Origin of the sequence: Corynebacterium silvaticum, assembly GCF_004382825.2 — a bacterium.
Lineage (GTDB): Bacteria > Actinomycetota > Actinomycetes > Mycobacteriales > Mycobacteriaceae > Corynebacterium > Corynebacterium silvaticum.
Window position 1 is genome coordinate 408,208 of the sequence record NZ_SDQO02000002.1, and the last position, 25,744, is coordinate 433,951.

Annotated in this window: 19 protein-coding genes, 1 tRNA gene and 4 pseudogenes; 15 read left to right on the top strand and 9 right to left on the bottom strand. The window is 53.6% G+C overall.

Translation table 11 applies throughout. The features are described from left to right. The first annotated feature begins 3 nt into the window (after positions 1–3). A complete protein-coding gene (locus ET810_RS06100; RefSeq protein ID WP_134316144.1) occupies positions 4–669 on the top strand; it encodes a hypothetical protein in 666 nt (221 codons plus the stop codon). Positions 670–702: 33 nt separating this feature from the next. On the opposite strand, the gene ET810_RS06105 is transcribed toward ET810_RS06100, so the two are convergent. Then, complete coding sequence (locus ET810_RS06105) at positions 703–1,575, bottom strand: HAD family hydrolase (RefSeq protein ID WP_087453277.1); 873 nt, start codon at positions 1,573–1,575, stop codon at positions 703–705. A gap of 659 nt (positions 1,576–2,234) precedes the next feature. On the opposite strand from ET810_RS06105, the gene ET810_RS06110 reads away from it, so the two are divergent. The 8 genes and pseudogenes from ET810_RS06110 to ET810_RS06145 all read left to right on the top strand — a co-directional run bounded on the left by ET810_RS06110 (position 2,235) and on the right by ET810_RS06145 (position 7,528). Then, a complete protein-coding gene (locus ET810_RS06110) occupies positions 2,235–2,648 on the top strand; it encodes a hypothetical protein (protein WP_087453278.1) in 414 nt (137 codons plus the stop codon). A 466-nt stretch (positions 2,649–3,114) separates the two neighbouring features. Next, positions 3,115–4,147, top strand: a pseudogene (gene ssd / locus ET810_RS06115) (septum site-determining protein Ssd). 6 nt (positions 4,148–4,153) lie between these two features. Beyond that, positions 4,154–5,275, top strand: coding sequence for a TadA family conjugal transfer-associated ATPase (locus ET810_RS06120; protein ID WP_087453280.1), 1,122 nt, complete (start codon positions 4,154–4,156; stop codon positions 5,273–5,275). Continuing rightward, positions 5,275–6,030, top strand: coding sequence for a type II secretion system F family protein (locus ET810_RS06125; RefSeq protein WP_087454820.1), 756 nt, complete (start codon positions 5,275–5,277; stop codon positions 6,028–6,030). Before ET810_RS06120 ends, ET810_RS06125 begins: the two co-directional genes overlap by 1 nt. Then, entirely contained in the window at positions 6,030–6,650 is a 621-nt protein-coding gene (locus ET810_RS06130) for a type II secretion system F family protein (RefSeq protein ID WP_225870250.1), read from the top strand. The genes ET810_RS06125 and ET810_RS06130 overlap by 1 nt, the downstream gene beginning before the upstream one ends. A gap of 74 nt (positions 6,651–6,724) precedes the next feature. Continuing rightward, the gene (locus ET810_RS06135; protein WP_087453282.1) at positions 6,725–6,919 is read left to right on the top strand and encodes a DUF4244 domain-containing protein; all 195 of its coding nucleotides are present in this window, start codon (positions 6,725–6,727) and stop codon (positions 6,917–6,919) included. A gap of 9 nt (positions 6,920–6,928) precedes the next feature. Next, positions 6,929–7,200, top strand: a pseudogene (locus tag ET810_RS06140) (hypothetical protein). Positions 7,201–7,210: 10 nt separating this feature from the next. Beyond that, a complete protein-coding gene (locus ET810_RS06145; RefSeq protein WP_225870236.1) occupies positions 7,211–7,528 on the top strand; it encodes an Rv3654c family TadE-like protein in 318 nt (105 codons plus the stop codon). A 48-nt stretch (positions 7,529–7,576) separates the two neighbouring features. Here the strand turns inward: ET810_RS06145 and ET810_RS06150 are convergent, their stop codons facing one another. Continuing rightward, a complete protein-coding gene (locus ET810_RS06150) occupies positions 7,577–9,934 on the bottom strand; it encodes a DEAD/DEAH box helicase (RefSeq protein WP_087453284.1) in 2,358 nt (785 codons plus the stop codon). A gap of 249 nt (positions 9,935–10,183) precedes the next feature. On the opposite strand from ET810_RS06150, the gene ET810_RS06155 reads away from it, so the two are divergent. Next, positions 10,184–10,387 (top strand): cold-shock protein, encoded by a 204-nt coding sequence (locus ET810_RS06155; protein WP_087453285.1) that lies wholly within the window; start codon positions 10,184–10,186, stop codon positions 10,385–10,387. A gap of 242 nt (positions 10,388–10,629) precedes the next feature. Next, positions 10,630–13,575: a type I DNA topoisomerase gene (topA, locus tag ET810_RS06160; protein WP_087453286.1), complete on the top strand. Its 2,946-nt coding sequence runs from the start codon at positions 10,630–10,632 to the stop codon at positions 13,573–13,575. Between the two features lie 226 nt (positions 13,576–13,801). Here topA and ET810_RS06165 read toward each other — a convergent pair. Both ET810_RS06165 and ET810_RS06170 read right to left on the bottom strand, forming a co-directional pair. After that, a pseudogene (locus tag ET810_RS06165) lies at positions 13,802–15,779 on the bottom strand (OPT family oligopeptide transporter). A gap of 212 nt (positions 15,780–15,991) precedes the next feature. Further along, positions 15,992–17,518, bottom strand: coding sequence for an adenylate/guanylate cyclase domain-containing protein (locus ET810_RS06170; protein ID WP_134316145.1), 1,527 nt, complete (start codon positions 17,516–17,518; stop codon positions 15,992–15,994). Positions 17,519–17,565: 47 nt separating this feature from the next. On the opposite strand from ET810_RS06170, the gene ET810_RS06175 reads away from it, so the two are divergent. The 3 genes from ET810_RS06175 to ET810_RS06185 all read left to right on the top strand — a co-directional run bounded on the left by ET810_RS06175 (position 17,566) and on the right by ET810_RS06185 (position 20,024). Beyond that, positions 17,566–18,768, top strand: coding sequence for a DNA polymerase III subunit delta' (locus ET810_RS06175; RefSeq protein ID WP_134316146.1), 1,203 nt, complete (start codon positions 17,566–17,568; stop codon positions 18,766–18,768). Between the two features lie 60 nt (positions 18,769–18,828). Continuing rightward, on the top strand, positions 18,829–19,791 hold the full coding sequence (locus ET810_RS06180; RefSeq protein ID WP_087453289.1) for an SMI1/KNR4 family protein: 963 nt from the start codon (positions 18,829–18,831) through the stop codon (positions 19,789–19,791). A 160-nt stretch (positions 19,792–19,951) separates the two neighbouring features. Then, positions 19,952–20,024 (top strand) — tRNA-Thr (locus ET810_RS06185). 240 nt (positions 20,025–20,264) lie between these two features. Here ET810_RS06185 and ET810_RS12635 read toward each other — a convergent pair. The 5 genes and pseudogenes from ET810_RS12635 to ET810_RS06220 all read right to left on the bottom strand — a co-directional run bounded on the left by ET810_RS12635 (position 20,265) and on the right by ET810_RS06220 (position 24,752). Further along, positions 20,265–20,720 (bottom strand): annotated as a pseudogene (locus ET810_RS12635) (tyrosine-type recombinase/integrase). Positions 20,721–21,506: 786 nt separating this feature from the next. After that, the gene (locus tag ET810_RS06200; protein ID WP_087453290.1) at positions 21,507–22,319 is read right to left on the bottom strand and encodes a DUF3037 domain-containing protein; all 813 of its coding nucleotides are present in this window, start codon (positions 22,317–22,319) and stop codon (positions 21,507–21,509) included. 109 nt (positions 22,320–22,428) lie between these two features. Beyond that, positions 22,429–23,046: a HipA family kinase gene (locus tag ET810_RS12640; RefSeq protein ID WP_225870235.1), complete on the bottom strand. Its 618-nt coding sequence runs from the start codon at positions 23,044–23,046 to the stop codon at positions 22,429–22,431. A 167-nt stretch (positions 23,047–23,213) separates the two neighbouring features. Next, the gene (locus tag ET810_RS06210) at positions 23,214–23,645 is read right to left on the bottom strand and encodes a hypothetical protein (RefSeq protein ID WP_225870234.1); all 432 of its coding nucleotides are present in this window, start codon (positions 23,643–23,645) and stop codon (positions 23,214–23,216) included. A gap of 777 nt (positions 23,646–24,422) precedes the next feature. Further along, a complete protein-coding gene (locus ET810_RS06220) occupies positions 24,423–24,752 on the bottom strand; it encodes a hypothetical protein (RefSeq protein ID WP_087453294.1) in 330 nt (109 codons plus the stop codon). A gap of 506 nt (positions 24,753–25,258) precedes the next feature. Here ET810_RS06220 and ET810_RS06225 point away from each other — a divergent pair. Further along, positions 25,259–25,570 (top strand): hypothetical protein, encoded by a 312-nt coding sequence (locus tag ET810_RS06225; RefSeq protein ID WP_087453295.1) that lies wholly within the window; start codon positions 25,259–25,261, stop codon positions 25,568–25,570. The last annotated feature ends 174 nt before the right edge of the window (positions 25,571–25,744 follow it).

Sequence of the window (25,744 nt, forward strand, 5' to 3'; positions counted from 1 at the left end):
CTCATGGCAACCTTGGACCATCTACTCGCATCCGGTGAAATTAAAACACTCGCTCAACGTGCTACAGATGGCATCGCCGCAGTTCATCGCAGGCCAGTCAACCTGCGCAAGTATGAAGTTACCTCCTCAGAATCGCTGTTGCGAGGCGCACGAACCAGCGCCGCTCTTGATCCCGAACTGGGGGAAAAGTACCACATCAGTGGGTACAGCATGCTCGCGCCAGCTGTGATCGAACAAACATCGAGGACCTTTCTCCGTGCGCCACTCCAAGTCCTTGCCCGCATAGATGCTTTGGCGGGAGGACCCGGCAGGCCTACCTCTGCATCCGCGGAACTTGAAGTCCTAGCCCGCGTGATCACATCGGACCCCAATCCGGCTCTGATACCGGCTGTTGTGCATGGGGAGATCATCGGGCGTGCAGCTTTTGGCCCTAGAAGCGCGCTCGTGGCACGCGTTGCTGCTCGTAGTGCAGCGGTCACCTTTGGCAGTGATCCGCGTGGATTATGCGTGCCAGAAACCTATCTGCGCAGGCACCGATCCGAGTATCAAGCGAGCGCAGCGCACTTCACGGCAGGTCAGGAGCAGGCGGTGACATTCATAGAGCTGTATCTCAAAGCGATGATAGCCGGCGCGGAAGAGGCGGAATCCATCGCAGCTGCGGCTCGGTGATGGCTCTGTGGGAAGGAGCGGGGCGTCGGCAAGCTAAGTGCGCTTATCGGTCCGCTTATTCCACCACACCACGCCTCCCAGCATCGCGGCGACTCCCGCAGCGACACCCGTGCCGATTTGGACTTCCCGCATCGTGGGCTTTGGAAAAAGGGGAACAGGGTTTTTAAACGTGCGGATTTCCCAGCCCTTTTCCGTAGCTATTCGACGCAGCGCCCGATCCGGGTTCACCACAACCGGGTGGCCGACGGCTTCGAGCATAGGAAGATCCGTGACCGAATCTGAATACGCAAAGCTGGACTCCAGTGCGTATCCCCGCTGTTGCGTGATTTCTGCAATCGCCTGAGCCTTCATCTCCCCCTTGCAATAAAAGGGAATCTCACCAGTAAATTTGCCGTCTTTCACTACCAATTCTGTGGCAACGACCGTTTCCACTCCCAGCTCCTGAGCGATCGGCTCCACCAAAATACGAGCTGACGCGGAGATGATCACCACATCGTGGCCTGCCTCCTGATGCATGCGGATGAGCTCACGGGCTTCTTCATAAATGGTGGGCGTGACCAGCGAGTGCATCGTCTCCGTGGCGATGGTTTTTACCTGTTCCTCGCTCCAGCCAACAATCATCTGAGCCAATTGATCCCGAGTGGTATCCATTTGCTCGCTACTATGGCCGGCGATCATATAGGTGGCTTTAGCTATGGAAATCTGCAAAGCAGTGGCGGGGGAGATCAAACCGGAATGGAGAAACTCTCGGCCATATACATAGACGGAGGATGTCGCGATGATCGTCTTATCTAAGTCAAAAAAAGCGACAACTTTGGAAAAATCGGCGGGAAATATCATGCCGGAAGCAGGGGCGGAACCATCGTGTGATGCTCCGGGGCGGGGGTGCTCGGATGAATATGCCATAGTGCCTAGCGATTGTAGCTGTTTTTATGCCGTTACGAGCAAAAATGTCAGGCGTGTGGTGCGGCGACGACGCTTTAGCAGCGGACGAGAGGTGTACTGAAGGTGTATTGAAAAGAAAAAATGTGCTCGATGTCTCGCGGAGTATTGCCTGTTGCTGTGGTTTGTGCAATAATGGCAAGTGCAAGGCCCCGATATACAGTGCGGCCTGCCCCGGCCCGCCCCCCTGTGGCCGGGTGGCGGCTCGCGCTTACCCCCCTAGCGCGAGCCGCCCTTTTGTATGTTTAAGCGACCGTTGCTGGTTAAGTGGTGGCGGTTCTAGTCTTCGGTTAACTCTTGCCCCTCAGTACCGAGACTGCATATTGAACAGCTTCACTGCCTTTAATCACTTAATCACTGCCGATTTTGAGTCGTAGGATCCTTTAGCAGCAGCTTTACTGTGGTTTGCCTTTGAGTTGGAAGTGGGACTTGCTGGTTATCGGTTTGCTTCTATTTCTGTCAGGTTCTTCTACCGTTTGCTGTGCCAACGGACGCAATGCCCACCCCTACCTATTCCCTACCTATTGGGTCGCTCTAGCACTTGCGGTAGTGGATATAAAATAAGTGAAGTGATGTGAGCTAAAGCGAAAGTTTTCTGTGTATTGAAATACGGAGCGTAAAACATGACAGCTAACTGGAGTCTATCGTCCTTTGGGTTTTATATGAATTCTCTTTTGAAGAGGCATTTTGCTCAAGAAAATCTTGTTTCTTCTGGGGCTGTTGAACTTCGGGCAGCGTGGCGACCGCCTTCGTTTGTTTATGCTGTATTTACCGTTATGTCGACAAGGGGGCTTGCGTATGTTGGTCTTGAAATGGACCCAATTCCGGCGAGCGGCAATGTTACGTCAGAGGAAGACACCGCTGTTAAAGGATGGGTGGCTCAACTTGCCGGAAGTCCGTTTGCTGGTGATTTAGACTACGAGGCTGAAGATAGGATTCAGTGGCTTGGGAAAGTTAGCGACAATGTTCCTCAACATTTTTCAGAATTGAGAAGGATGGGGACAGAAGTTTTTCTTCCATTAACCGACCATGGCTAATAGTTCAGTTCTGTCCCATCAAAGTATTTTCCAGTCTATGTTCCTTCGCATTGCTCCTGCGCGGGTAGGGGTGGACCCAATTAATAGGAAAGGCCAGTTTATCTAGCTGATTGATTTGGTCTACGCAGACGCATGGGGCAAGTCTTTTCAGATGACAATGCTCCTGCGTCTACACGCTCTTTTAGATATTTAAACGTGGGCTTTTTAGAGTGTGCGATGTCGTTTTTGAGAACGCTAGAAAACTTACCCTGGGGTTTTGCCTGGTTGTGTGTCTGCTTCAGTGGCTAGCGTTCTCAAAAACGACAAACCAGTGGCCTCGTGTGCCCAATAGTGAGTTCATCCCCATTACACAACCAGGTCGGGGAGTTATCCACAGACATTAGAAAAATCGAGACGAGAATCGTGTTATCCACAGAAGCTCTTTACACACTCGTCATAAGCCGGCGTTGCGTGAAAGCTGTCAGCTATGAAGCCAGCACCAGTACTTATAGCGGTAACGGATCCCATTGTTCACCCCGAAGCCGTGCATATAGTTGCAGCTACGGGGCGACCCATGATCGATAGCACTGACCCCCGGGAAATTACTCGCCATGCTCATCGAGCTGCTGCAGTGCTTGTCGACGCAACAACGGCTCCGCACGCAGCAACGCTTCCCGCTGGCACTCGGGCGTTTTCTTCTCGCTGCAGAACCTGGCCCCATCGATTGGAAACTGGCCATGGCGTGCCATGCAGAGGCAGTATACATTGTGCCGGCGCAAGCCCCAGAATTACTCAAAGCACTTGGTAGAGACGATGATCCGCCACCAGCGGAAGGCATCGTGATAGCGGTTATGGGTGCCGTCGGCAGGGCGGGGACATCAACTCTTGCCAGCTCTATAGCGCTCAGTTGCGAGAACGCTGTGCTCATTGATGCAGATCCTTCTTCTGGTGGCGTAGATCTTCTCCTGGGCATCGAGGAATCACCGGGTATGAGGTGGAATGATCTGGTGTTACGCCAAGGTGACGTGCGTTCTGACGACCTCATTGCGGCGTTTCCTAAGACGGCTCAGGGGCTTTCTGTCCTCACGGTGGCCCGTGGCAATGATGCACACACTATTGATGACACAACATTGAATGCGGTTATTCGGAGCCTGCGTGGGCACACCAACGTGGTTGTCGACCTTTTACGTGGAACGAGTATTGCCGATTCCGCTCTCGACGCCGCCGATTGCGTAGTGCTGTGCATCCCCGCCGAAATTCGCACGGTCGCAGCAGCAGAAAAATTGGTCCAACAGATGCGCGCCCGCAACATCAAAGTCGTCGGCGTGCTGCGGCACCGCTTATGGTCATCGGTGGATGCCACTGATGTTGAACGAGCAGCGCACCTCGATGTTGTAGCGGAAATAGGAAATCTGTCGCGGCTGACAAAAACCACCGAATACACGGGTCTTTCGTCGCCTTTGCCACGCAGTCTCAAGGCTGCAGCGACAGCAGTGCTGGAAGAAGCGCAGGCAGCATGATGAACCATCAACCATCAAGACGTGGTAGCACGTGTTCAACGAAGAATCGCTGAAGACCCAGGGTTGGCGGATTCTGCATCGCTTGCGAGTCTGGTCAGACAAGAAGCACACGGAGTAATAAGCGACGTAGACATGATCGCGCTGCTTAGGCAACTGAGATACGACTCCGTTGGGATCGGCCAGCTAGAGAGGCTTCTGGTTATCCCCGGAGTGATCGATATCGTGGTCAATGGAACCATGGGGGTGTGGTTTGATCGCGGACAGGGATTGGAACGCGCTGACGTGGCTTTTGCCTCAGATGATGAAGTCAGGCGATTAGCTACCAGATTCTTAGTGGCATCCGGCAGCAGGCTTGATCATTCACATTGCTTTGGCGACGGGCGAATCACCAGGGATGATGGCACAAGTATCCGCGTTCATGCGGTACTGAGCCCGCCGTCGGAAAGCGGTACCTGCCTTTCCCTCCGGGTACTCAGACAAGCAACGACAACGATAAAACAACTCACCGCAACGGGCATTTTTAGCCCAGAAGTAGCTGGTGGGCTGCAAGAGATGATTGCGCTGCGCAAACCCTTTTTGGTCGTTGGTGGGACGGGAAGTGGGAAAACGACACTGCTGAGTGCACTGCTTGCTCAAGTGGAACCAGGAGAACGCATAGTGTGCATTGAAGATACTGCGGAACTCCGACCCGCGCATCCTCACGTGGTATCGCTTGTCTCTAGGGCTAAAAACACTGAAGGTAGTGGCGAGATAACAATGACCACTTTGTTGCCTCAGGCTCTCCGGATGAGGCCAGATCGCATTGTTCTCGGAGAAATACGCGGTCCAGAGGTGGTCGATTTGCTTGCGGCCCTCAATACCAGACACGAGGGATGCGCAGGAACCCTGCACGCCAATTCGCTGCAAGAAGTACCAGCCCGGATTGAAGCTCTAGCAGCTCTTGGCGGGCTTGATCGACAAGCTTTGCATTCCCAACTCGCAGCTGCTTCACCTGTGGTTTTGGCTATGAAGAGAACCCAGCAGGGGAGACGGCTTCAGCAAATCGGTGTTCTTCAGGGACACCCTCTTGAAGTGCATTCAGTGTGGGACGACACAATGCAAGGAGCGCCCTCGTGGAATCCTTCATAATGCTTGCAGCTGCCACCTGGGTTTCAGCATCTCCGTCTCCGAAACAGCGGGTTGCAGGGAAGAAAGTCGCACGACAATGGCGGAAGAAAGCCATAAGCGTGGTCCTTATAGTGGTCATACTTTTTCCCCTTCGGCATCACATTCCCCTCGTGGTTTCAGCAGCGCTCATCGTCGCTACAATCGTGAACGCTTGGAATAAGAGGAGATCAGAGGTATCTCAACGCAAGCAACAAGAGGAAATATCAGCTGTATTGGGAAGTCTCTCTGGGGATTTACGGGCGGGAGTTGAAGCTTCCCGGGCTTTAGAAAACGTGGCTCAGAACCTTCCTGAATCAGCGCTCAGAGATACGCTCATGGCGGCGTCGAGAAGCTCGCGCCTTGGAGGATCAGCGTCCGCATATTGGCAGCAACGTGCTGTTGCTATCCATGGCATAGAGAAAATAACCCATGCCTGGCGCCTGAGTGAACGGTACGGAATTGCGCTGGCGCCATTATTGGAGAGAAACAGGGCCTCATTGGATGAAGATCTGCGCCATGCAGAACGCATCCAAGCTGCCATGCAAGGAGCTAAAGCCACGGCATATATCCTCACCGCACTACCTTTTGCAGGGATTCTTCTGGGGCGAGGAATGGGTGTGAATGCTTTGGGTTTTTTGCTCCACACACATATCGGAGCAGTGCTTTTAATACTGGGGACACTATTGGTCTGCGTGGGGAACCTGTGGAGCCAAGCGATAATGGAGAAAGCGCGATGATGCCGGTTATTGCGGTGGCATTAGTAGCATTAGCGGTCAGCATCACACGGCCTGATGTTGTATACCGAATCCATCGCGCTCGCGATGGACCTCAGAGAAAGTCCGCTGGAGTGAAAAAGCATTGGGACGCTCTAACGCACAAGCTTTTTACAACCCAGCTATCGGGGGATTTTCTACGTAAAAGCGCCTCCCAACTGGATCTTTTTGCTGCTTGCGCGCAATCGGGTTTGACGCCTTCGCAGGCGGCATATGCCGTGGCTTTGACGGAAGAAACGTCACGTGGGAGAACTCGAACCAGGAGTGAATGGTCGGATGTGGCAATCCTGCTCGAAATGGGGATGCCCGCTGAGCGCGCATGGCAGCCCCTCGCCGGGCACCCTGCGCTAGGAGAACTGGTAACGGTGGCGCGAGCTTCGGAGAGATCAGGAGCGACGTTGGTTGAGGCGTGTGAGAGGTTAGCCCGACAATTGCGCGCACGGGCATCAGACCTAAGCCTTGCACGAGCAGAACGTGCGGGAGTGCTCATTGCACTGCCGTTGACCGTATGTTTTCTTCCCGCATTCTTCTTACTCGGGCTTGCGCCAGTGGTCATCAGCTTGGGGATTGGGATTTTTTCTTGATTTACCCACGCGATTGAAAACAGAAAAACGAGACAACGACATAACCGACATAACAACGAAAAGGAACAAAAGTCATGCTTACTGCATTCATCCATAAATGTCACAAACTCATTGATAATGAAGATGGGATGACCACCATCGAGTACGCCATGGGGGCACTAGCAGCCGCAGCTCTAGCAGGCGCGCTGTATTTAGTGGCTACGAGTGGTTCAGTATCAACTGCTTTGGAAGGCATAATCACGAATGCTTTGAATAAAACGCCAGGTTAATAAGCGCTCATGAGCACGATAGAGACGGCAATTGTGTCGGCGGCACTCATTATCGTTGCTGCGGCGATGTGTGGCGGGATTGTCAGCGTCGCTGCGCAATTAGCCGCGATTGATAATGCTGGTGCCGCCGCACGGCTCGTGCCATAGGTGTGGAGTTCGTGGCATCACGAGGAACGATTGATTTCACAGAATCCGGTGGATTAGTTACCGCTACAGCGCGCGTTCCGAGTCCACTAGGGACGCGAACAGCTACTGCGATTTTTCCCAAGGAACAGCCATGAAAATCTTCAATTGCTTATACGCAACCAGGACGGAAACGCAACAGTTTTGGGAGCCGGAATAATGGCGGCATTCTCTGCTGTGTTGTTGTGTTGTGTGGTAATAGCCAACTCTGTTTTAGATCAGCACACCACCCAAAACGCGGCATATCTTTCTATGATAGCAGGAGCGACCGCCGCAGCGCAAGGCTTGAACGCCTGTGAAGAATCTCAAAGAATAGCGGCACTCAATGGTGCAGTACTCATCGACTGCACGAATGTCTACGAGGATGTCATCGCCGAAGCCAAGGTGGACAGGCAAACGGCGAAAGCACGAGCGGGACCCTTATAAAATGGGACCTTTATACACCGTAACCTCTATGAACGCAGAGACCTCCGGCTAAGGCGTGACACCGAGCATCGCACACATGGTGCCAAGCAATGTTAGCGCGCCGCCCTTATCCAGAGGGCTGTTCCCGTTGCCGCACTTAGGCGATTGAACACAGGACGGACACCCCGACTCGCACGAGCATGAGCGGATCGCATCAAAGGTCGTGGCAATCCATTCGGGGAAGCGATCGTAACCGCAATCGGCAAACCCAGCACCACCAGGGTGTCCGTCGTAGACAAAGACTGTGGGTAGCCCAGTGTCTGGGTGAAGCTCTGTGGACACACCGCCAATATCCCAGCGATCGCATGTAGCAATCAGCGGAAGGATGCCGATAGCCGCATGCTCGGCGGCATGCAGCGCGCCGGGGATATCGGTGATCCCTAGTTGGGTCAGGACAAGCGGATCAATTGTGTACGCAACCGCACGCGTGACGAGCGTTTGCGGTGGTAGTTGGAGAGGAACCACGTCTAGAACCGATCCGTCTGGTGCCTTCACCACATAACCTGTGACCCTGTCGGTGACTTCCACATGTAAGTTGGAAACCCACAGGCCAGGTGCGGGGTTAGCAACTTTGTCTACGTCGCCTAGGATGCGGATGTCTGTGGTGCTTCGGGCGTAGGTGCTGTAGTCGGGAGCATCAGGACGGGCTAGTGCAAGGCGTTGGTCAAGATCGAGGCTGTTAATAACAAAAGTCTCGCTCCGGTGGAGATACACCGCGCCAGGATGGACTTGGGAGACCGCCCGAGTCTGTTCGATGGTGCCCAAGACTCGACCGTCAGTCTCATCGACAATGGTGATGGCGGATCCGGATCCTCGTAGGCTCACTAGCTCATGCGCGGGTGGTTCGCCGGGTTTCTCAACAGCAAACCACCCGTGGCGGCGGTGTCTCAGCAATCCTTCGCGCTCTAGCTGCTCAGCTACTTGTTGCGCCCCCAAGGCGTTAATCTCTGCGTCGGAGAGGGGAGCCTCTGATGCTGCACAACAGAGATGTCCGGCCAGAATGTGTGGGTTATGTGGGTTGAAAACGGTGCGCTCGATGGGTCTACCAAGAAGTGCTTCCGGGTGATGGACTAAATACGTGTCCATGGGTTCATCGCGGGCGACGAGGGTGACTAAGGAACCTTGGCCGCGTCGGCCAACTCGACCTGCCTGCTGCCAAAAGCTAGCGACAGTTCCGGGGAAACCTGCGGTCACTACTGCGTCGAGTCCGCCGACGTCTATACCGAGTTCCAGGGCATTGGTGCTGGCGACGCCGAGGAGTTCGCCGTTGTCTAGCTGTTCTTCGATTTTTCGGCGATCTTCGGCCAGATAGCCGGCTCGATAAGCTGAAATTCGGCGGGCCAGATCAGGGCGGCCATGATAGGACAGCTCTTCTGCGCAACGTAAAGCGGTGAGTTCGGCTTGGCGTCGAGAGCGGACAAAAGTAAGGGTTCGTGCGCCTTCTGCGATGAGAGTAGCCATGATGCTGGCTGCCTCCGATGACGCTGCGCGCCGTACAGGAGCACCATGCTCGCCCTCCACGCCGTCGAGAAAGCCTGGTTCCCACAACATGACGGTGCGTGCGCCGGTGGGGGCTGAATCCGTGGTAACCGCATGTACGGGACGGCCTAGGAGTAATTCGGCGTGTTCGGAGGGATTGTTGCTTGTGGCTGATGCCAAGATCACCGTGGGGGTGCTTCCATAGCGGGCCGCTATCCGGAGAAGCCGACGTAAAACAAGGGAGACCCCAGCGCCGAAGACTCCTCGGTAGGAGTGACATTCGTCGATCACGATAAACCGCAGGTGTCGTAATAGCCGTGCCCAGCGCTGATGGTTGGGAAGAATTCCGGCGTGGAGCATGTCGGGATTGGTGAAGATGAAGCGGGACTGTTCGCGGATTCCGGAGCGCGCATCGGAGGGGGTGTCGCCGTCGTAAGGCGCAGGATGGACAGAGCGTACCGTATCGCCTCCCATGGTTTGCGCTTCTTGCACTAGTTGCGTGACTGCATTGAGCTGATCTGATCCGAGTGCCTTTGTGGGCGTGAGATAGATCGCGCATGCGGTGGAGTCGTATGCAAGACAGGAAAGTATGGGGAGCTGATAACCCAGTGATTTGCCGGAGGAGGTGCCCGTTGCAATGACGGTGTCTATTTTTTCCCACGCATTGTGTGCGACTTCTTGCTGGTGGGCGTACAGCTGTTGGATGCCTCGGTTCACAAGGGCTTCTTTGATAGGGGGATAGACCCATTCTGGCCATTCTGCGTAGCGTGCTGGCTTGGCTGGGGTGGTTTCCAGGTGCGTACACGTGGAGTTGGGGTACCTGTCTGCCACGATGGAAGCGAGCTCTTGGCCCAATTGATACCCCATATCGGGGTTAGTTCCAGCCATGGGGAATCCTTAATTATTTTAGTGCGACCTGCAACAATCTAGCATTTTTTTGAATGACCTATCGCTGAGCGCTTAAACATGACACACTGGGCAGTGGTCGCCGAATCCAGCTAACGGTTGGTGGCATTTTTACAGAGGTGATCTGCGGGCTTTCCAACATGAAAGTTCGTGGTGTTTCCGAGGTGTGAGGATGAACGGCTCCACTGCAATTCGGTATTCACCGAAAATTCTAGAAGTAAGGTTTTAAATATGGCACAGGGAACTGTGAAGTGGTTCAACGCTGAAAAAGGTTTCGGCTTCATCGCACCGGACGATGGCTCCGCTGATGTTTTCGTTCATTACTCTGAGATTCAGGGCAATGGCTTCCGCACTCTCGAAGAGAACCGGAAGGTTGAGTTCGAGATCGGCGAGGGAGCTAAGGGTCCTCAGGCTCAGCAGGTTCACGCTCTGTAATTCCTCGTAAGCGGAAGTGCGTAGCACCTACAAGCTTTAGTGCCTCTGGCGGTCATATGATGACCGTCGGGGGTACTTTTTTATAGTTGAGCCATCCGATAAGGGGAGTGAGAAACGCCCTTTTTCCTGCCCTATTAGTGTTTTGGGATTCCTGCGTTGGACAAAGGTGCGTAGTAGACCCGTACTATAAGGTGCCAACGCATTTTTATCGTGCTTTTTGTGAATTGAGGTTTTCACCTTTTATGGCTGAAAAGAGCGGACCTAAGCGCCTTGTGATCGTCGAGTCTGCGACGAAGGCTAAGAAAATTGCCCCTTACTTAGGTGATGACTACATCGTCGAGGCTTCCGTGGGACATATTCGCGATCTCCCGCGAGGCGCTGCAGATGTTCCAACTAAGTACAAAAAGGAGCCGTGGGCTCGGCTTGGCGTGAACACAGAGAACGGCTTCGCGCCTTTGTATGTGGTCAGCCCGGACAAGAAGAAGAAAGTCGCCGATCTCAAGCAAAAGCTTAAGCTTGTCGACGAACTCCTACTGGCCACAGACCCCGACCGCGAAGGGGAAGCCATCGCATGGCACTTGCTTGAGGTTCTCAAGCCTAAAGTGCCCGTGAAGCGCATGGTGTTCAATGAGATCACTAAACCAGCGATTCTGGCGGCTGCCGAGAACACCCGCGAGCTGGACGCAAACTTGGTCGATGCGCAGGAAACTCGCCGTATCCTCGATCGCCTCTATGGCTACGAGGTCTCCCCGGTGCTGTGGAAGAAAGTCATGCCGAGGCTTTCTGCGGGCCGTGTTCAGTCGGTGGCTACTCGTGTGATCGTTGAACGGGAACGCGAGCGTATGGCTTTTGTTTCCGCTGAGTACTGGGACATCGAGGCGGAATTCGATACGGGCAAGCCTGATACGGATGGCAATCCACATCAATTCACTGGCCGTCTTACCTCTGTCGATGGCAAGCGCGTAGCTACGGGCCGCGACTTCAATGATCGCGGTGAGCTTAAAGGCGACGTTGTGGTCGTCGATAAGCAGCGTGCCGAGGCATTGGTTGCGGAGCTGACAGGCGCTCCTATGAGCGTGGCCAAGGTGGAAGAAAAGCCTTATACCCGCCGCCCTTATGCGCCGTTTATGACCTCAACTCTGCAGCAAGAGGCCGGCCGCAAGCTGCACTTTACTTCCGAGCGCACCATGCGTATCGCGCAGCGACTGTATGAAAACGGCCACATCACGTATATGCGTACAGACTCCACGACACTGTCGGAGCAGGGCCTCAAGGCTGCTCGTGAACAAGCGATTTCCCTTTATGGGAATGATTATGTGGCGGATGGGCCGCGTCGTTACGACCGCAAGGTGAAGAACTCGCAGGAAGCTCACGAGGCTATCCGTCCGGCGGGCGAGCGTTTTGCGACCCCCGGAGAACTTCACTCCCAGCTCGATGCCGAGGAATTTAAACTCTACGAGCTCATCTGGCAGCGCACCGTCGCTTCCCAGATGGCAGATGCCAAAGGCACCTCCATGAAGGTGACCATCGCAGGAAAGAACGCTGAGTTCTCAGCTACTGGACGAACGATCACGTTCCCGGGCTTCCTGCGCGCATACGTGGAAATCACCAAGCTTTCCGACGGCCGCGACCTCGCCGATAACGCCGAACGCCATCTGCCTCGTCTCGCTGAGGGCGACGCACTGGACGTGAACAAGCTGGAAGTCGACGAGCACTCCACCAACCCGCCTGCGCGCTACACAGAGGCGTCTCTGGTGAAGAAAATGGAAGAGCTGGGCATTGGACGCCCATCGACGTATGCCTCGATCATCAAGACCATTCAAGATCGCGGATACGTTTATTCCCGCGGTAACGCGCTCGTCCCCAGCTGGGTGGCTTTTGCGGTCGTTGGCCTTTTGGAGAAGAGCTTCTCCGCTCTCGTCGATTACGATTTCACCTCCTCGATGGAAGATGAGCTAGACGACATCGCCGCAGGACGGGAAGACGGCACTGCATGGCTCACCGGTTTCTATTTTGGCGATGCCCAAGCCTCCGACGCTACTGCAGAATCCATCGCACGCCACGGCGGACTTAAGGCGCTGGTTGGCGACAACCTCGAACACATTGACGCGCGTTTGGTCAACTCCTTAGAACTTTTCCAGGACGCAGAAGGCCGCGCCGTTAACGTCCGTGTTGGGCGGTACGGCCCCTATATCGAACGGCAGATCGGTGTGACCGCTGATGGCGAGGCCGAATATCAGCGCGCCAACTTGTCAGACACCACCACCCCAGACGAGCTGACCCTCGATGTGGCGGAGAAACTGTTTGCGACTCCTCAATCTGGCCGTGAGCTGGGCAGGAACCCCAAGAACGATCGCATGATCGTGGCCAAGGAAGGGCGTTTTGGCCCTTACGTCACCGAGCTGGTCAACGACGATGAGCGCACCCAAGTGGAGACTAAGGCAGAAGAGATCGTTGCCGCTGAGCGCAAAGCCGAAGATGAGCAGCGTGCCGCCGAGGGTAAACGCGCCAAGAACTGGGAGACCAAGACTGCAGTTAAGCAGAAAGAAAAGCGGATCGCTGAGATCGTCGACGAGACCCTGAAACCAGGCACCGCGTCGCTGTTCAAGGCCATGGAGCCTGCTACCGTCACGCTTGAGGAAGCCCTGCAGCTTCTGGCCCTTCCGCGCGAGGTCGGTGTTGACCCTAGCGATAATGAGCCCATTACTGCGCAGAACGGTCGCTATGGTCCTTACCTGAAAAAGGGCAATGATTCGCGGTCGCTGGCCAAAGAAGAGCAAATCTTTACTATCACTCTCGACGAGGCCCGCCGAATCTACGCTGAGCCTAAACGACGCGGCCGAGGTGCCACCTCCCAATCCGTGATCAAAGAACTTGGCGATAACGACGTCTCCGGCAATCCCATGTCCGTGCGCGATGGACGCTTTGGCCCTTACGTAACCGACGGCGCCACCAACGCTTCTTTGCGACGAGGCGACGACCCCACGGCGCTTACGGATGCGCGCGCTAACGAGCTTCTTTCAGAGCGTCGCGCGAAGGAAGCCGCGGATGGCGGCACGGCGAAAGCTACGAAGAAGACGGCAAAGAAGGCTGCGAAGAAAGCGACCAAGAAGACCACAGCGAAAAAGGCTGTGAAAAAGCCTGCGAAGACCACAAAACGAGTGGTCAAAGCTGGACGCAAGAAATGATCTACTGAAATTAGGCCCCTTTAAAGGGGCCTAATTTTGTGTCTGGGTATGAATTCCCGCTTCGAGCCTGCATTACCATAGACATTGAGCAGTTTTTGGGCCCTTGAAGCCTCTAGTATCTACGGTAATGCAGGTTCTGGGGGTGCTTTGGGGCTTGGGGCCCTAAACGCAACAATCCCCTCTGTTAGAACTCGCAGAAGTTCAGTCAGAGGGGATTGCGTCTGCTTTAGGCAGAGGCTTTGCTACGAACCCAGCGGTAGAGCGATACCACGAGGAGAGTAAACACTATGAGTCCTACCCAGGTGGCGACATTTTCGCCGTAACCAAAGACAGCAAGTGGTTCTTCAACACCTGTTCCGCCAACGATAGCGGCGTTGAATACACCAAAGAGGGATTCGCCCACGATTACGCCGGTGGCAAGCAGAATGCCCATGCGCTTGGAGAACTCCGGATTGCTTTGCTTCTTTGCCCACTTGTCGTAGAAGTAGCCGATGAATGCGCCGACCGGAATGATGACCGTGAGGGCAATAGGGAGGTAGATGCCCATGCCTACGGAGAGCGCAGGGAGGCTCCAGCCCTTGGTGCGCTTGAGGACCTCGTCGATGATGATGACAATGACGCCGATGATGGCGCCGAGGCCAATGCGGCTCCAGTTGAGAGAGCCACCGAAGATGCCGTTTGCTACCGAGGAGAGCAGTGCTGCCTGCGGGGCCGCGAGAGCGTTGTCGCCAGCGCCTTCCATTCCTACAAAGCCGAAGCCGTCGAGCATGAGCTGGAGGACGGGAGGAATAATAATCGAGCCGAAGAGCACGCCGATGATGAGGGCGCCCTGCTGTTTCCATGGGGTGGCGTTGACAAGCTGGCCGGTCTTGAGGTCCTGCAGGTTGTCGTTTGAAATCGTGGCGATACCAAAGACCACAGCGGAGGTGAACAGCGTGTAGGCAACCAGGGCAGGAGCGTTGGAGTCGGACTCGGAACCGGTAACTACCTTGATCAGCAGGGCCGAAGTGAGAACAACGATGATGCCCACGCCGGAGATGGGGGAGTTGGATGCGCCGATGAGGCCAGCCATATAACCGCACACAGAGGCAACGATGAGACCAATGAGCAGCACGAACACGATGCTGAGGATCACGAGCGTTGCTGTGTGGTGGGAAATTTCAGATGCGTGAATGAAGAGATACAGCAGGGCGCCCACGGGCAGCATGGCGGCTAAGATCGTTCCGACGACCAGCTTGAATGGGATGTCTCGTTCGGTGAGCTCTACGTCGCTACCAGCGGCACGTGCTCGGGAGGACGCAAGGGATTCCCTGATGCCCTTGACAATGGGGCCGATGATTTTGATAAGCGTCCATACTGCTGCGACTGCCATTGCGCCGGCACCGACAAAGCGAACCTCGCCGACGAAGGTAGAACTGACGACGCTCGAAAGCTCGCCGCCTGCCGCTAGAGGAGCTGCGGAGAAGTAGGGAAGCAGAACACCATAGGAGATCAGGAGTCCGACGATCATAGAGATGCCGACGGCAGGGCCAACCAGGTGGCCTACGCCAATGAGGGCGAGGGACAAGCTGGAACCAAACATAGTTCCGCCGGCACCGACTTTGAACGTGGCGGAAACTGATCCTGCGGCACCCTTCATTGCAGCGAGCAGCGAGTAACCTGCAGATGCAATTCCGCCCCAGATAGATGATAACGGCCAGGCCTTTTTTATTACCTTCGTGCTCTTGGGCATTGCCTGCGTCGTTGCCGACCTTCAGGACCTCAGCTGCTGCCACACCTTCGGGATAAGGGAGATCAGAGCTAGTAACCAGGGCACGACGTAGCGGGATGGAATACATCACGCCGAGGATGCCGCCAATTGCGCAGACAAAAGCCGTGGTCCAATAGGGGAATCCGCTCCACCATCCGACCATAATGAGGCCGGGGAGGACGAAGATGATGGCGGATAGTGTGCCAGCTGCAGATGCAATCGTTTGAACGATGTTGTTCTCTTGGATGGTGTGGCCTGCGAAACGACGCAGGATCGCCATCGAGATAACCGCAGCGGGGATGGACGTGGCAAAAGTAATGCCAACTTTAAGCCCCAGATAAACATTGGCGGCCGTGAACACGAGGGTGATCAGGCCGCCGATGATGACGGCGCGCAGAGTGAGTTCGCGGATACTGGAACCCGTGGCTGGTTTCGCAATGTCGGTGTCAGACACGACATTTCCTTCCTAGTATGTGGGGAAAGATGCGCGGTTCACAGAGGGCCAGCAAACGCGCAAGAATCACAAAAAGATCGGATTTAGCGTAGAACTGAGGCCCGGTAAAAGTCCATTCGGTCGACAGATAAGCTACGCGTACTGCCGTGCTCTCTGGGGAAATATTCCTGCGCGAGTATCCGAAAGAAAGAATTGGAGTTAGCGTTTTCTCGCTAAGAACGGTCTGCAAGCGTCGGGCGGATGGGGCGTGCAAGCTGCGTCATCATGCTGCGGCCACGCAGTTCCACGGACTTCATGCGCGTCCAGCGGCCCTGTTCCGCCTCGTTAGCCTTCTTGAGGGTTGCGGCGTTAGTAAGAACACGGCCAGGAGTGTCTTTGGCAATCTCAGTGAGACGCGCTGCGGTATTCACAGCGTCTCCGATGACTGTGTACTCAAAACGATCAAGACCACCAATATGCCCTGCAACCACGTGCCCTGAGGCAACACCAATACCGGCTTCCAACCGTAGCCCGCTGAGCTCTTGCCGCAGTTCACGCGCGGCGGCGAGTGCATGCCCGGTGGCGTCGGAAAGCGTAATAGGTGCACCGAAAACCGCAAGGGCGGCATCGCCCTGGAATTTGTTGATGATGCCCTTATTTCGGTGAACCACGCCGACTACATGCTCGAAAAACTTGTTCAGCTCTGCCACAACCTCTTCTGGGCCATGATTGACAGCGAAGGTAGTGGAGCCAATGACATCGACAAAGATCACAGCGACTTCTCTGTCCTCGCCGCCCAACTGAGGTTTTTCTTCGAGTGCCCGACGCGCGACCTCAGCGCCCACATAACGGCCAAAAATATCGCGGACACGTTGGCGCTCTTTTAGCCCACGCATCATCTCGTTGAAACCCGCCTGCAGTACGCCCAGCTCGGAACCATCGTAGATGTCCACCTGGACGTCGCTTTCTCCCCGGCGCACCCTGTTAATGGCCCCCTGCAGCTCCAGGATGGGGTCTACAACACTCATAATGGATAAGGTCGTGCCCAGGAACCCCGTGACAAGTGAAACAAGCGAGAGCGTGAGAACAGCCGGGATAATGTCGCGGATGTTATGGCCAAAGAAACCCTCATGGTAGCCCACGATCGTAAGGATCACGCCGAAGATGGGGACCGCCGACGTCAACAGCCAGGTGAGTCGTAGACGAGAAGCAATGGGAGGCTCAAGGGTCGAGTCCTCAAACCTGCGGGCTAGGGCAGTGGCTGCCACAGGACGTACGAGGCGCTCGGCTTCAAGATACGTCAACACAATGACAACAGACCCGCTCAACGTAGTGGCGACGACAATAGCCAGAGCTAAGCGCGGCGAAGTCTGTGCGGAAGCCACCGCCAGAATCACGATGCCGATAAGCCACACCAAAGCACACAGAGCTGACTGATAAAAAGGGATGCGCATGACGAGGTTGCGCACCATGTTGGGGTCGTGAGTATCTGGGTGGCGCTGCCAATCCAAGACAGGGCGAAACAACCTGAACGTCACCACGATGCCAAAAGCAACCGCGACCACCAAGTAGCTAATCCCTAAGGTGGGAAGATAGCTGGTTCCCTTGGTAAAAGCCGCAAACTCCGGCATGGGGACGAGGTATCGCAAAAACAGCATGACGCCAACTGCCCCCAGCACATTAGAGCCGAGGACAGTGGTGGCGTATAGCGGCCACGATGTGCCAAAGAGCCATTTAAAGGCGCGCCACATTTTGGTCATGCCACTACTTTAACGGTCATACAAAACTAGCGATACTCTTGTTAGTGATGAGCACCAACGACATCTTCTCGCATATGGGCGTGAGCGAGCACATTGCACCAGCCCTCCGAGCTGCGGCGTATGCGGCGCGAACGCATGAGGACAGCAGCGCAATGACCCACGCGTGGCTGTTCACAGGCCCCCCTGGGTCGGGGCGTTCAGTGGCTGCAGTAGCCTTCGCGGCGGCACTGGAATGCGAGGACCCCCATGTGGCCGGTTGCGGCCGGTGCCCTCAGTGTCGTTCGGTGATTGCTAATGCGCATGCTGACGTAGTCCACATCGTTCCCCGTGAGCTATCTATCTCCGTTGAGACGATGCGCGCGGAAGTCGTCGAACCAGCCGCAAAGCGCCCGACGGTAGGGCGATGGCGTGTGGTGATACTGGATAATGCAGACAGGCTTACCGACGGAGCCGCCAACGCCCTACTTAAAACGGTAGAAGAGCCCCCCGTGCACACCGTGATTATGCTGTGCGCCCCCTCGACGGATCCCACAGACATTATCCCGACGCTGCTGTCTAGAAGTCGCCACGTGTATGTACCGCAGCCCACCACGGAACAAGTGGTGGCGGTGCTTACTCGCGACGGCTCAATCACAGAACAAGACGCGCAGCTGGCAGCGGCCTCCTCTGGCGGGCACATCGGACGGGCACGGTGGCTGGCCCGCGATGTTGAGGCACAGCGCCGTCGCGCAAGCATACTGAACATGGCTGAACTTGTTTTTCATGGTGACCAGGCATTCCAAGCAGTGACCGGAATCGTGAAAACCGTGACAAAACAAGTGGAGGAACAATTATCACAAGAAAACGACGCAGAGCTGGATAAGCTACGCAACTCACTGGGAATGGGAGCCCGTGGCAAAGGCGTGCATAAGGCTTTGCGGGGGTATGAGGCTTCTGTGCGTGAACTAGAGGAACGGCAGAAAAAGCGGAGGACGCGAGCAATTCGCGATAGCCTGGATCTGTCCCTTGTCGACCTAGCAGGGCTATACCGTGACGCCATCATGGTTAGCTCGCGCGCAGACGTAGCTCGGACGCATCCAGATATGGTCGGCCTGGCAGAGGAATTAGCGCAACAGGTAAGCACTGAAGGGCTGGTTGCCTGCGTCGACGCGATAAATCTATGCAGGGAGCACATTAACCACAACGTTCGCCCAGAAGTAGCTTTCGATGCAATGATCGGACGCATTCGTCTGGCCTGCGGAGCCCGCTAAGTAGAGGGGCTTGAGGGTAGGCACTGGGGAGTAAAACGTTAGCAACCTAAGGACACAACAATGGCTAAGCTCACACGGATTTTTGCCCAAAAAGGAAAACGTGCCAGTGCAAAGCGGCTATCAGAAATCGAAGCAGCTCTTGGCAAGACGTTACCCGAGGACTACAAACAGTTACTCCAGAAAACTGGAGTTGGCACGTTAAAAACTGATTGCAGCTTCATTACTGGTATCACCCTGGCCTCCGGAGAAGAACTAGACATTGGTGTGGAAACTATCTATGGCAATGGGGCAACTCGCAATGGAACGAATATTGATTTAGTTGACTATGCGATGTTCCTTATGCAGGAGTGGGAAATATCAGACGAAGTCCTGCTCTTAGCAGATACTAAGGATGGTATGCATCAGTGCTTTGTCATCAATTATGGTGTGGAAGGTTTTCCTGTAGGGGCTATTCTTCATTGTGATACTGATCCAGATGGACAAATGACTCTTGTCGCAGATTCTGTGACTGATTTTCTGGAAAAGCTTGGTCCTGACCCGTATGAAAGTAGTACTGATAGCTCTGATCAGTACGGTATGGGGATTAAAGGTATTCAGCATGGGGCATTGTCAGAAACCTTGCAGCATGCAATCCGTGCTACGCCGACTCCTGATATTGAACGATTCCTACGCAAAGCAGCAGAGCCGGTTGCCAACGATATGAACCCCGCAATCTTGTATAACTCTGTGGAGGGGAGGCGCTTTTTTGATGTCTTGTACTGGATAGCGCAGCATGTTCAGCCGCAGCCGGATTCTGTGACGTATGTCAATGTAAATAGGAATGAACAGGAGATCTTTCTGGGGAATCTTCTTAGTGGGTCGTTTAAAATGCCTACGCAAAAGTACGGTTTTATTTACACCCCTGCAGCTGTTGAAGCGTGGTGGAATATTCGAGTTGCGGAGGGTGTGCTGAATCCGACGGAAAAGGGGTACGTTTTGGAGGAGGGCTATATTGAGAATGTTTTAGAGGAATTGCGTGGTTAGAAACGATATGATCTGTGCCCCTTGCAATGCCTGGGGGCGCGGATCATTGGTTAGGTTGGCAATGTAAAGCGATTTTGTGGCACCTACGCACCTCGTTTTAAAGTTTTGACCGCTATGTTGTAAGCTTATCCGCGGACATGACGCTGTTGCGTTAAGCCCAGCCGCCTTAGCTCAGTCGGTAGAGCGCTTCACTCGTAATGAAAAGGTCGCGAGTTCGATTCTCGCAGGCGGCTCAATAAAACCCCAGCTAGAAGATAGTTTCTAGCTGGGGTTTTGCTTGTAAGTCTTCAATAGCGTGTTGCGTATTGTTGCAGGTGATTGCTTCTCGTCCTGAACAAAACCCGAACAGATTAAACGGCCCGAAGCCCACGCTCACTACGTCTACGCTCTCTCTGCCAGCCTTTCCCGTTCACGCTGCATATGGGTGCTCATCGCGCCGGGCACATAGCCAAGACCAGTTTCCCAGAGGTGAGCTAAACATCTAAGGTCATTGCTGCGCTAGCGTGTCCCAACATTAGCTGGACGGTTTTCACATCAGCGTCAGCGGCGATGGCAAGGGAAGCCGCTGTATGTCTAAGCTCGTATGTCTTTAATTTCGAGATATGTGCATTGTTGCAAACGGTATGCTAACGTCGCCGCCATTTTGTCGAGGTCCATACATGACCTATTTCGTCAGCGAGCAGCCAGTCGTTGGGGTCCTTATTCTCGGCAGCGTCTTCAAGGTCAAAGAGAAGATCACCACCAATGGGTACATCTCGATGGTTCCTGGTCTTGGTTTCATCTGGGCACCCAAGATCATCGACATCTCGACGGATATATAGGCGACCGCGTAGTAGATCGAAGTCCTTTACTTTGAGGAGGCCTTTTGATTCCCCCGGACGAAGCCCTGTGGAAAACAAAACGTTAATCATGAGCGAGACTTCGGGCATAGCACGTGCAGCTGCTAGGAGACAGTCTATCTCACGGACCGTGAGATAACGATGCTCTGCTTTGCCTTGGTGGGGTATGTCATTAGACCGGATCTTGTTTTTCCAATAATTTCTAAATCTTCTGCTTGATCAAGGAGAGCTCTAATAACGATGCCGATTTTGCGCTGCGATCCTGATCCAATGATACGAGGTTCTTTATCTTTGCCACTTTACGTTGTGACAATTGGGATCCACGCCGCGACTTTAACTCGTTCAATTTTCCAACAAGGGACGCTGCCAAAACGGATTTGATGTGCTTCCAGGCTGTCTCATAGCCAGCTTTCGTGCTGGATGCGCGTCCCTCTTTTGATGCTATCCATACATCTCACATATCTTCCAGAGTGATCTCGAGTTTATCTTTAGTGATCCAGGTGCCGTCAGCTTGTCCGACTTCTGCGCGGGCAGCATGGAGCTCCGCTGCGTCTTTGTTATAAAAAGATCTGGTTGTTTCATCGCCATTTTCAACCCAGACGGCTTGCCAGCGTTTCCCCTTGCCTCATCGTGCTGATCGCACCTTTTTAATACGTGAGGTTTGATCTGGGTTTTTCTTCATCCAGAGATCACGGACGTATGCCATGAGGTACACTTCTTCCTTGTCAGGGCGGACTCGTCTCATATAGAGAAGAGTTCACCTGAGTTGGCTCACTTTCACGTCCTCCGCCAAGATGACCGTGGAAGGGAATTGTTTTACTTTTCGGAAATTCCGAACAAACCCCCCGTTCGATAGAACTGGGGCGATTTACGAGGTTATGCAATTCTCCTGTGTAAGAAGTCGGCATGGGACTCGATGTCGGCTTCTTTGCGTTGCGTAAGTACACGGAATTGTTCTTTGTTCTTGTTCTGGGGGCTATTCCGAAGGACTGCAACAACATCGACATTCTCGTTGATGCTCACGGCTTCTTCATTGAATAGCAGATGGCCTCCTTTTTCCCTTAAACGAGCAACTTTGAGTTCCCAGGCTTCGGCACGCTCGAAGGATTGCTGATCAGTGATATTGAAGGCTTGGTTAAGCTCGTAAACTTCTTCGTTATTGAGGACAGCAACGTTGAGACCAAAGGAATAAGCAGAGGTTTCTACGCGTGGATCAATTTTTGTGATTTCCGACAGTACCGGGTCATTGGTGTATGCGGTTCGGATCCTTTTCCTGATTTGTGAAACCGTGGTGCGGCTTTCTCGGACAGGTTCGACTCCAATGAACACTTCGAACGCTAATTCCGTAGCATGGTCGAGATTATCAGCGGCTATAACTCGGGCTCGATCGACTCGTATGAGGTTATTCCAGTGCTGGTTGAGCAAGGAAAGACGGTTCGGCAGGTGAAATGATTCACTGATTTCCAACGAGGGCTGTGCAACGACGTGATCTTCCACTTCCTGCATGAGGACCTTTAGTGAACGCTCGATGGCTCCTACGTTGTCGTGAGCGTTGAAAACAGATTTCACATTACAGAAGTGAGTTTTGAATCGTGCAGTGAGCGGATCGTAGACGATTACGCCGACACCAATTGAGGTCACGCTCAAAGGGCGGGGAACTACGCGGATAGTCCAGACATCAAAGCGCATGTCATCTCCTTCCTGCTACCTGTTTATGAGAATTCAGTATGTCACGGGCATAGTCTATTCTTCCGATAGTGTAGTTAACGAGTGTAGCTATTTCAGCACGAGTGACCTCTCACTCCTCGGGTAGTTTTCCGCAGATTTCATCAATAAGAGAATTATCTAGTTTATCGATTGCCGCGATAGCCTTGTCCCAAGATTCTGCTGGTATGCGCGCTGTAAGTCGTGGAACCTGAATACGACCAGCTAGTTGCTCTACGGGGCTTAGCTGCCAAGGGAACGGAAGAGAATCGAACCAAAAGCCATGGTCGATAGACCAGATCTCGTAGTCATTATTAGTCTCGTAGAGAAACTGAAGATCCTCCTGAACATTGCACAGCGCCCATAGCGCAATGAGCTTAGGAATCTCATTGTGATTGCTGTCATCGAGAACATGATGAATAGCCGCCGGCTCAGTCTCAAGAACCGCCCCTTCGAGATCAAGGGAACCGAACAATGGCGTGCCATCTAGAGAATACCTGCGAGTACTATCTCCAACACGGTATCCAACAAACGTATCCGGAACATGGATTCCCGCCCATTCACGAACACACGCACCAATACGTTTGCCAATCTCACTAGCAACGACCTCATTGATCGTTGATTCCCGCCCATGATCATTAATAAACCGCTTGCACCAGTAAACATTTCCGTCACTTGCACGAGCTGGAAAGCCTTGTCCCAGTATCCGCAATTTCCCCAGGCACCTGCAAATAAATAGGCACTTCTTTTCGGGAGCGGTGCTGTTCCATAGAAATAATGTTGCTGTTCATGACTTTTGTCCTTGTCTTCGGGACTGTGAGGGCAAACCCTTTACTTGTTGTGCTTGGCGGCTCGTAGGCGGAGGGTTTTGCATGGTTTTTACATAAGTATGATTACTAAGAGAACAACACCTGCAATAACTAGTAGCAGTGTGAGATTGCTCGAATGAGATTTCTTTCCACTTTGTGCATACGATTCCTCCCACTCCCGTCGTCTGCGGGCGGATTCTTCGGCCTTTTCTTGTTCTGTAAGCGCGACAGGTTTTACGTGGTTGAACTTCGCGGATGGAGTTTTTAAGGTGCTATCTCCTGTATGTCCATAGGCGGGCGGTACGGTATAGGAATGCGATTTGGTGACTAGCCCAGATTCCGTAGTTAATGCCTTATCGCCGCTAAGAAGATAGACGGAAATATCAAAGTAATTACCGTTTTTGTGTAGTTTGCCTTTAACGCGAGCCATCATGCCGGATGCGGTGATCCTGGCAATAATTGGCCAATAGGTTGAGGTCCGTTCCCGTGGGATGTACCCCACGACGTTGCCGCGGCTTCTAATACTGATTGCATGATCGTCGTATGGGGGTTGTCTGGCTCAGGAACGAGCTCAAAATACTGAACTCCAGATGGCAACCTTCGAAGCGTATCTTTATAAGCAAACACGCCTACAGCTGCAACGGTGGGGCGTTGCGACGAAAGTAAGTCGTAATACTTCAACATGCTCTCCTTTAAGCGGGTGAAAGGCAACTCTCGGGTTGGATTCGCCCTTGTTGGTAGAGGCGTTTCCAAACATCAAGAATCCGAGGGGTCACTCCTAGCTCATATGCTATTGCCCCTAAGCAGCCGTTATGTGCGCTTTCGGCGAGCCGGTAATTATCGGGGGTGATGAGGATTTGAGCGGCGAATTGGTCAGCTCGCCGCTCAAGCCTTGGGTCTCCGTGCTGCGCGTCGCCATACCAAGCATATCCAAGCTGAGCAAGTGTGGAGCGGTGGCTCCATGTGCAAGGACCGGAACGGATAAGGATTATTTTCCGGTGGTGGAGATACATGCCATCGATGCCTGAGGGAAGGTCATGAGTGTCGAGAATGCTCACACCAAGGCTTTCGATGAATGCTTCGAGGTCCAATTTTCGCGTCTCCTAAGGCGAATCAGGTTCAACTAATTCTTCCGATGCGGGGTGCGCTGCTTTACGGAGTTAGTGGGCTTCGCGGATTGCCGCGGCTGCTTCATCATCGCTAATGGTTCTGACACACGGGGGTGAATCAGGGGAGGAACTATGGGCGTTGGCTTTTCTACGAGCTGCGAGCTCGTTGCCTATCGAGTGGGAAAGGTTTCTTCCCATGCTGCTTCTTCACTATTGATACGCATTGCAAGTTCATGGATTAGCTCTTGGTCTGTGAGTCTCGCTGCGAGTTCATCATCTTTTCCTCGTACCTCGGCATCTGTCAGATACCCAACACGAAGGAGGGCATCAACAGGATTTTTGCCGTATCCACGGGCTATGGCGATCACATTGCCTTCTGACAGGATACCTTTGGCGAGCTGACGATTCAGAGTGCTAGTTGTTATGCGGGCTTTCTCTGCTGCGGCCTTCTCCGTGTCCGTTCCAACTATTGAACGGTACCAATCAGTGTGATTCCTCATATATCCCATTATGCACAACGTGTTACTCGTGTGCAGTATGCGAAAGGTTTTCAACGTGCAATTTTATTATATTTCGCAAAATGAGTTGTGCATTATGCGCTGTATGTGCTTAATGGGATAAGAATGCAAAATGCACACGGAGGTTAAGTATGGAATACCGAATCAGGCCAAAAGTGCTTGATCTGATCCGAGAAAAATTTGACTCAGCTCAGACGAGGCAAGCGCAGTAAAAGCAGGATTTTCCCTCGGCACCATCGGTAGAATGCGTCGAGGCCACGACGTGAAACTTGGTACTGCCATAAAACTGATGGATCTAGCAGGCATAACAAATATTCATGAAGCCACCATAAAACTACCCTCAGCTACCTAAGCGCGCCGGGGAGACAAAGGAAACAGTAAACATGAGCACAAGAATTCAGGAAGCAGAGAAAATCTTGAAGAGCTTGTGAATCTACAAGGAGACAGAGATCTTCATTTCCCGCGAGGATCTAAGGAGATTCACGGACGTGGAAAAGCGCTTGGACAAACTCGCCGTGCAGTTTAGGGAAGCAGCGAAGAAGTTGAAAGACGCGAGGGAAGTGACCCCGGTGAATCTCTCCACCCTCACGTCTGAGGAACTGGCAGCGTGCAAAGGCATGTGGGTGCGCTGGAAATATGCAGGCGATACCTGTGAAGGCGTTCTTTTGGATGTCGGGAGACGTGTGTCAATGGTCTGTCACCCTGCTGGTGGAGGAATCACTTTATTATGCAATGAAAAGGTCGCGAGTTCGATTCTCGCAGGAGGTTCAATAAAACCCCAGCTAGAAGATAGTTTCTAGCTGGGGTTTCTTGCTGTGTATGTGCATAGCCCTGTTGGTTATCACCGGTAAAACACAGAAAGCTACCGCAGTTCGTCCTGAACAAAACCCGAACATCTAGCTCACGCGATAGCGGGGCTAACTCAAAAATGTCGTTTTTGAGAACGGTAGCGGGTGTCTCAGATACAAAACCGC

Excerpts from the sequence above, each read along its gene's own strand:
- ET810_RS06200 (WP_087453290.1), bottom strand. The coding sequence starts at position 22,319 with ATGCGCTTTGATGTCTGGACTATCCGCGTAGTTCCCCGCCCTTTGAGC.
- ET810_RS06135 (WP_087453282.1), top strand. The coding sequence starts at position 6,725 with ATGCTTACTGCATTCATCCATAAATGTCACAAACTCATTGATAATGAA.
- ET810_RS06180 (WP_087453289.1), top strand. The coding sequence starts at position 18,829 with ATGGCTAAGCTCACACGGATTTTTGCCCAAAAAGGAAAACGTGCCAGT.
- ET810_RS06150 (WP_087453284.1), bottom strand. The coding sequence starts at position 9,934 with ATGGCTGGAACTAACCCCGATATGGGGTATCAATTGGGCCAAGAGCTC.
- ET810_RS06100 (WP_134316144.1), top strand. The coding sequence starts at position 4 with ATGGCAACCTTGGACCATCTACTCGCATCCGGTGAAATTAAAACACTC.
- ET810_RS06170 (WP_134316145.1), bottom strand. The coding sequence starts at position 17,518 with ATGACCAAAATGTGGCGCGCCTTTAAATGGCTCTTTGGCACATCGTGG.
- topA (WP_087453286.1), top strand. The coding sequence starts at position 10,630 with ATGGCTGAAAAGAGCGGACCTAAGCGCCTTGTGATCGTCGAGTCTGCG.
- ET810_RS06110 (WP_087453278.1), top strand. The coding sequence starts at position 2,235 with ATGACAGCTAACTGGAGTCTATCGTCCTTTGGGTTTTATATGAATTCT.
- ET810_RS06220 (WP_087453294.1), bottom strand. The coding sequence starts at position 24,752 with ATGAGGAATCACACTGATTGGTACCGTTCAATAGTTGGAACGGACACG.
- ET810_RS06175 (WP_134316146.1), top strand. The coding sequence starts at position 17,566 with ATGAGCACCAACGACATCTTCTCGCATATGGGCGTGAGCGAGCACATT.
- ET810_RS06130 (WP_225870250.1), top strand. The coding sequence starts at position 6,030 with ATGCCGGTTATTGCGGTGGCATTAGTAGCATTAGCGGTCAGCATCACA.
- ET810_RS06155 (WP_087453285.1), top strand. The coding sequence starts at position 10,184 with ATGGCACAGGGAACTGTGAAGTGGTTCAACGCTGAAAAAGGTTTCGGC.
- ET810_RS06125 (WP_087454820.1), top strand. The coding sequence starts at position 5,275 with ATGCTTGCAGCTGCCACCTGGGTTTCAGCATCTCCGTCTCCGAAACAG.
- ET810_RS06105 (WP_087453277.1), bottom strand. The coding sequence starts at position 1,575 with ATGGCATATTCATCCGAGCACCCCCGCCCCGGAGCATCACACGATGGT.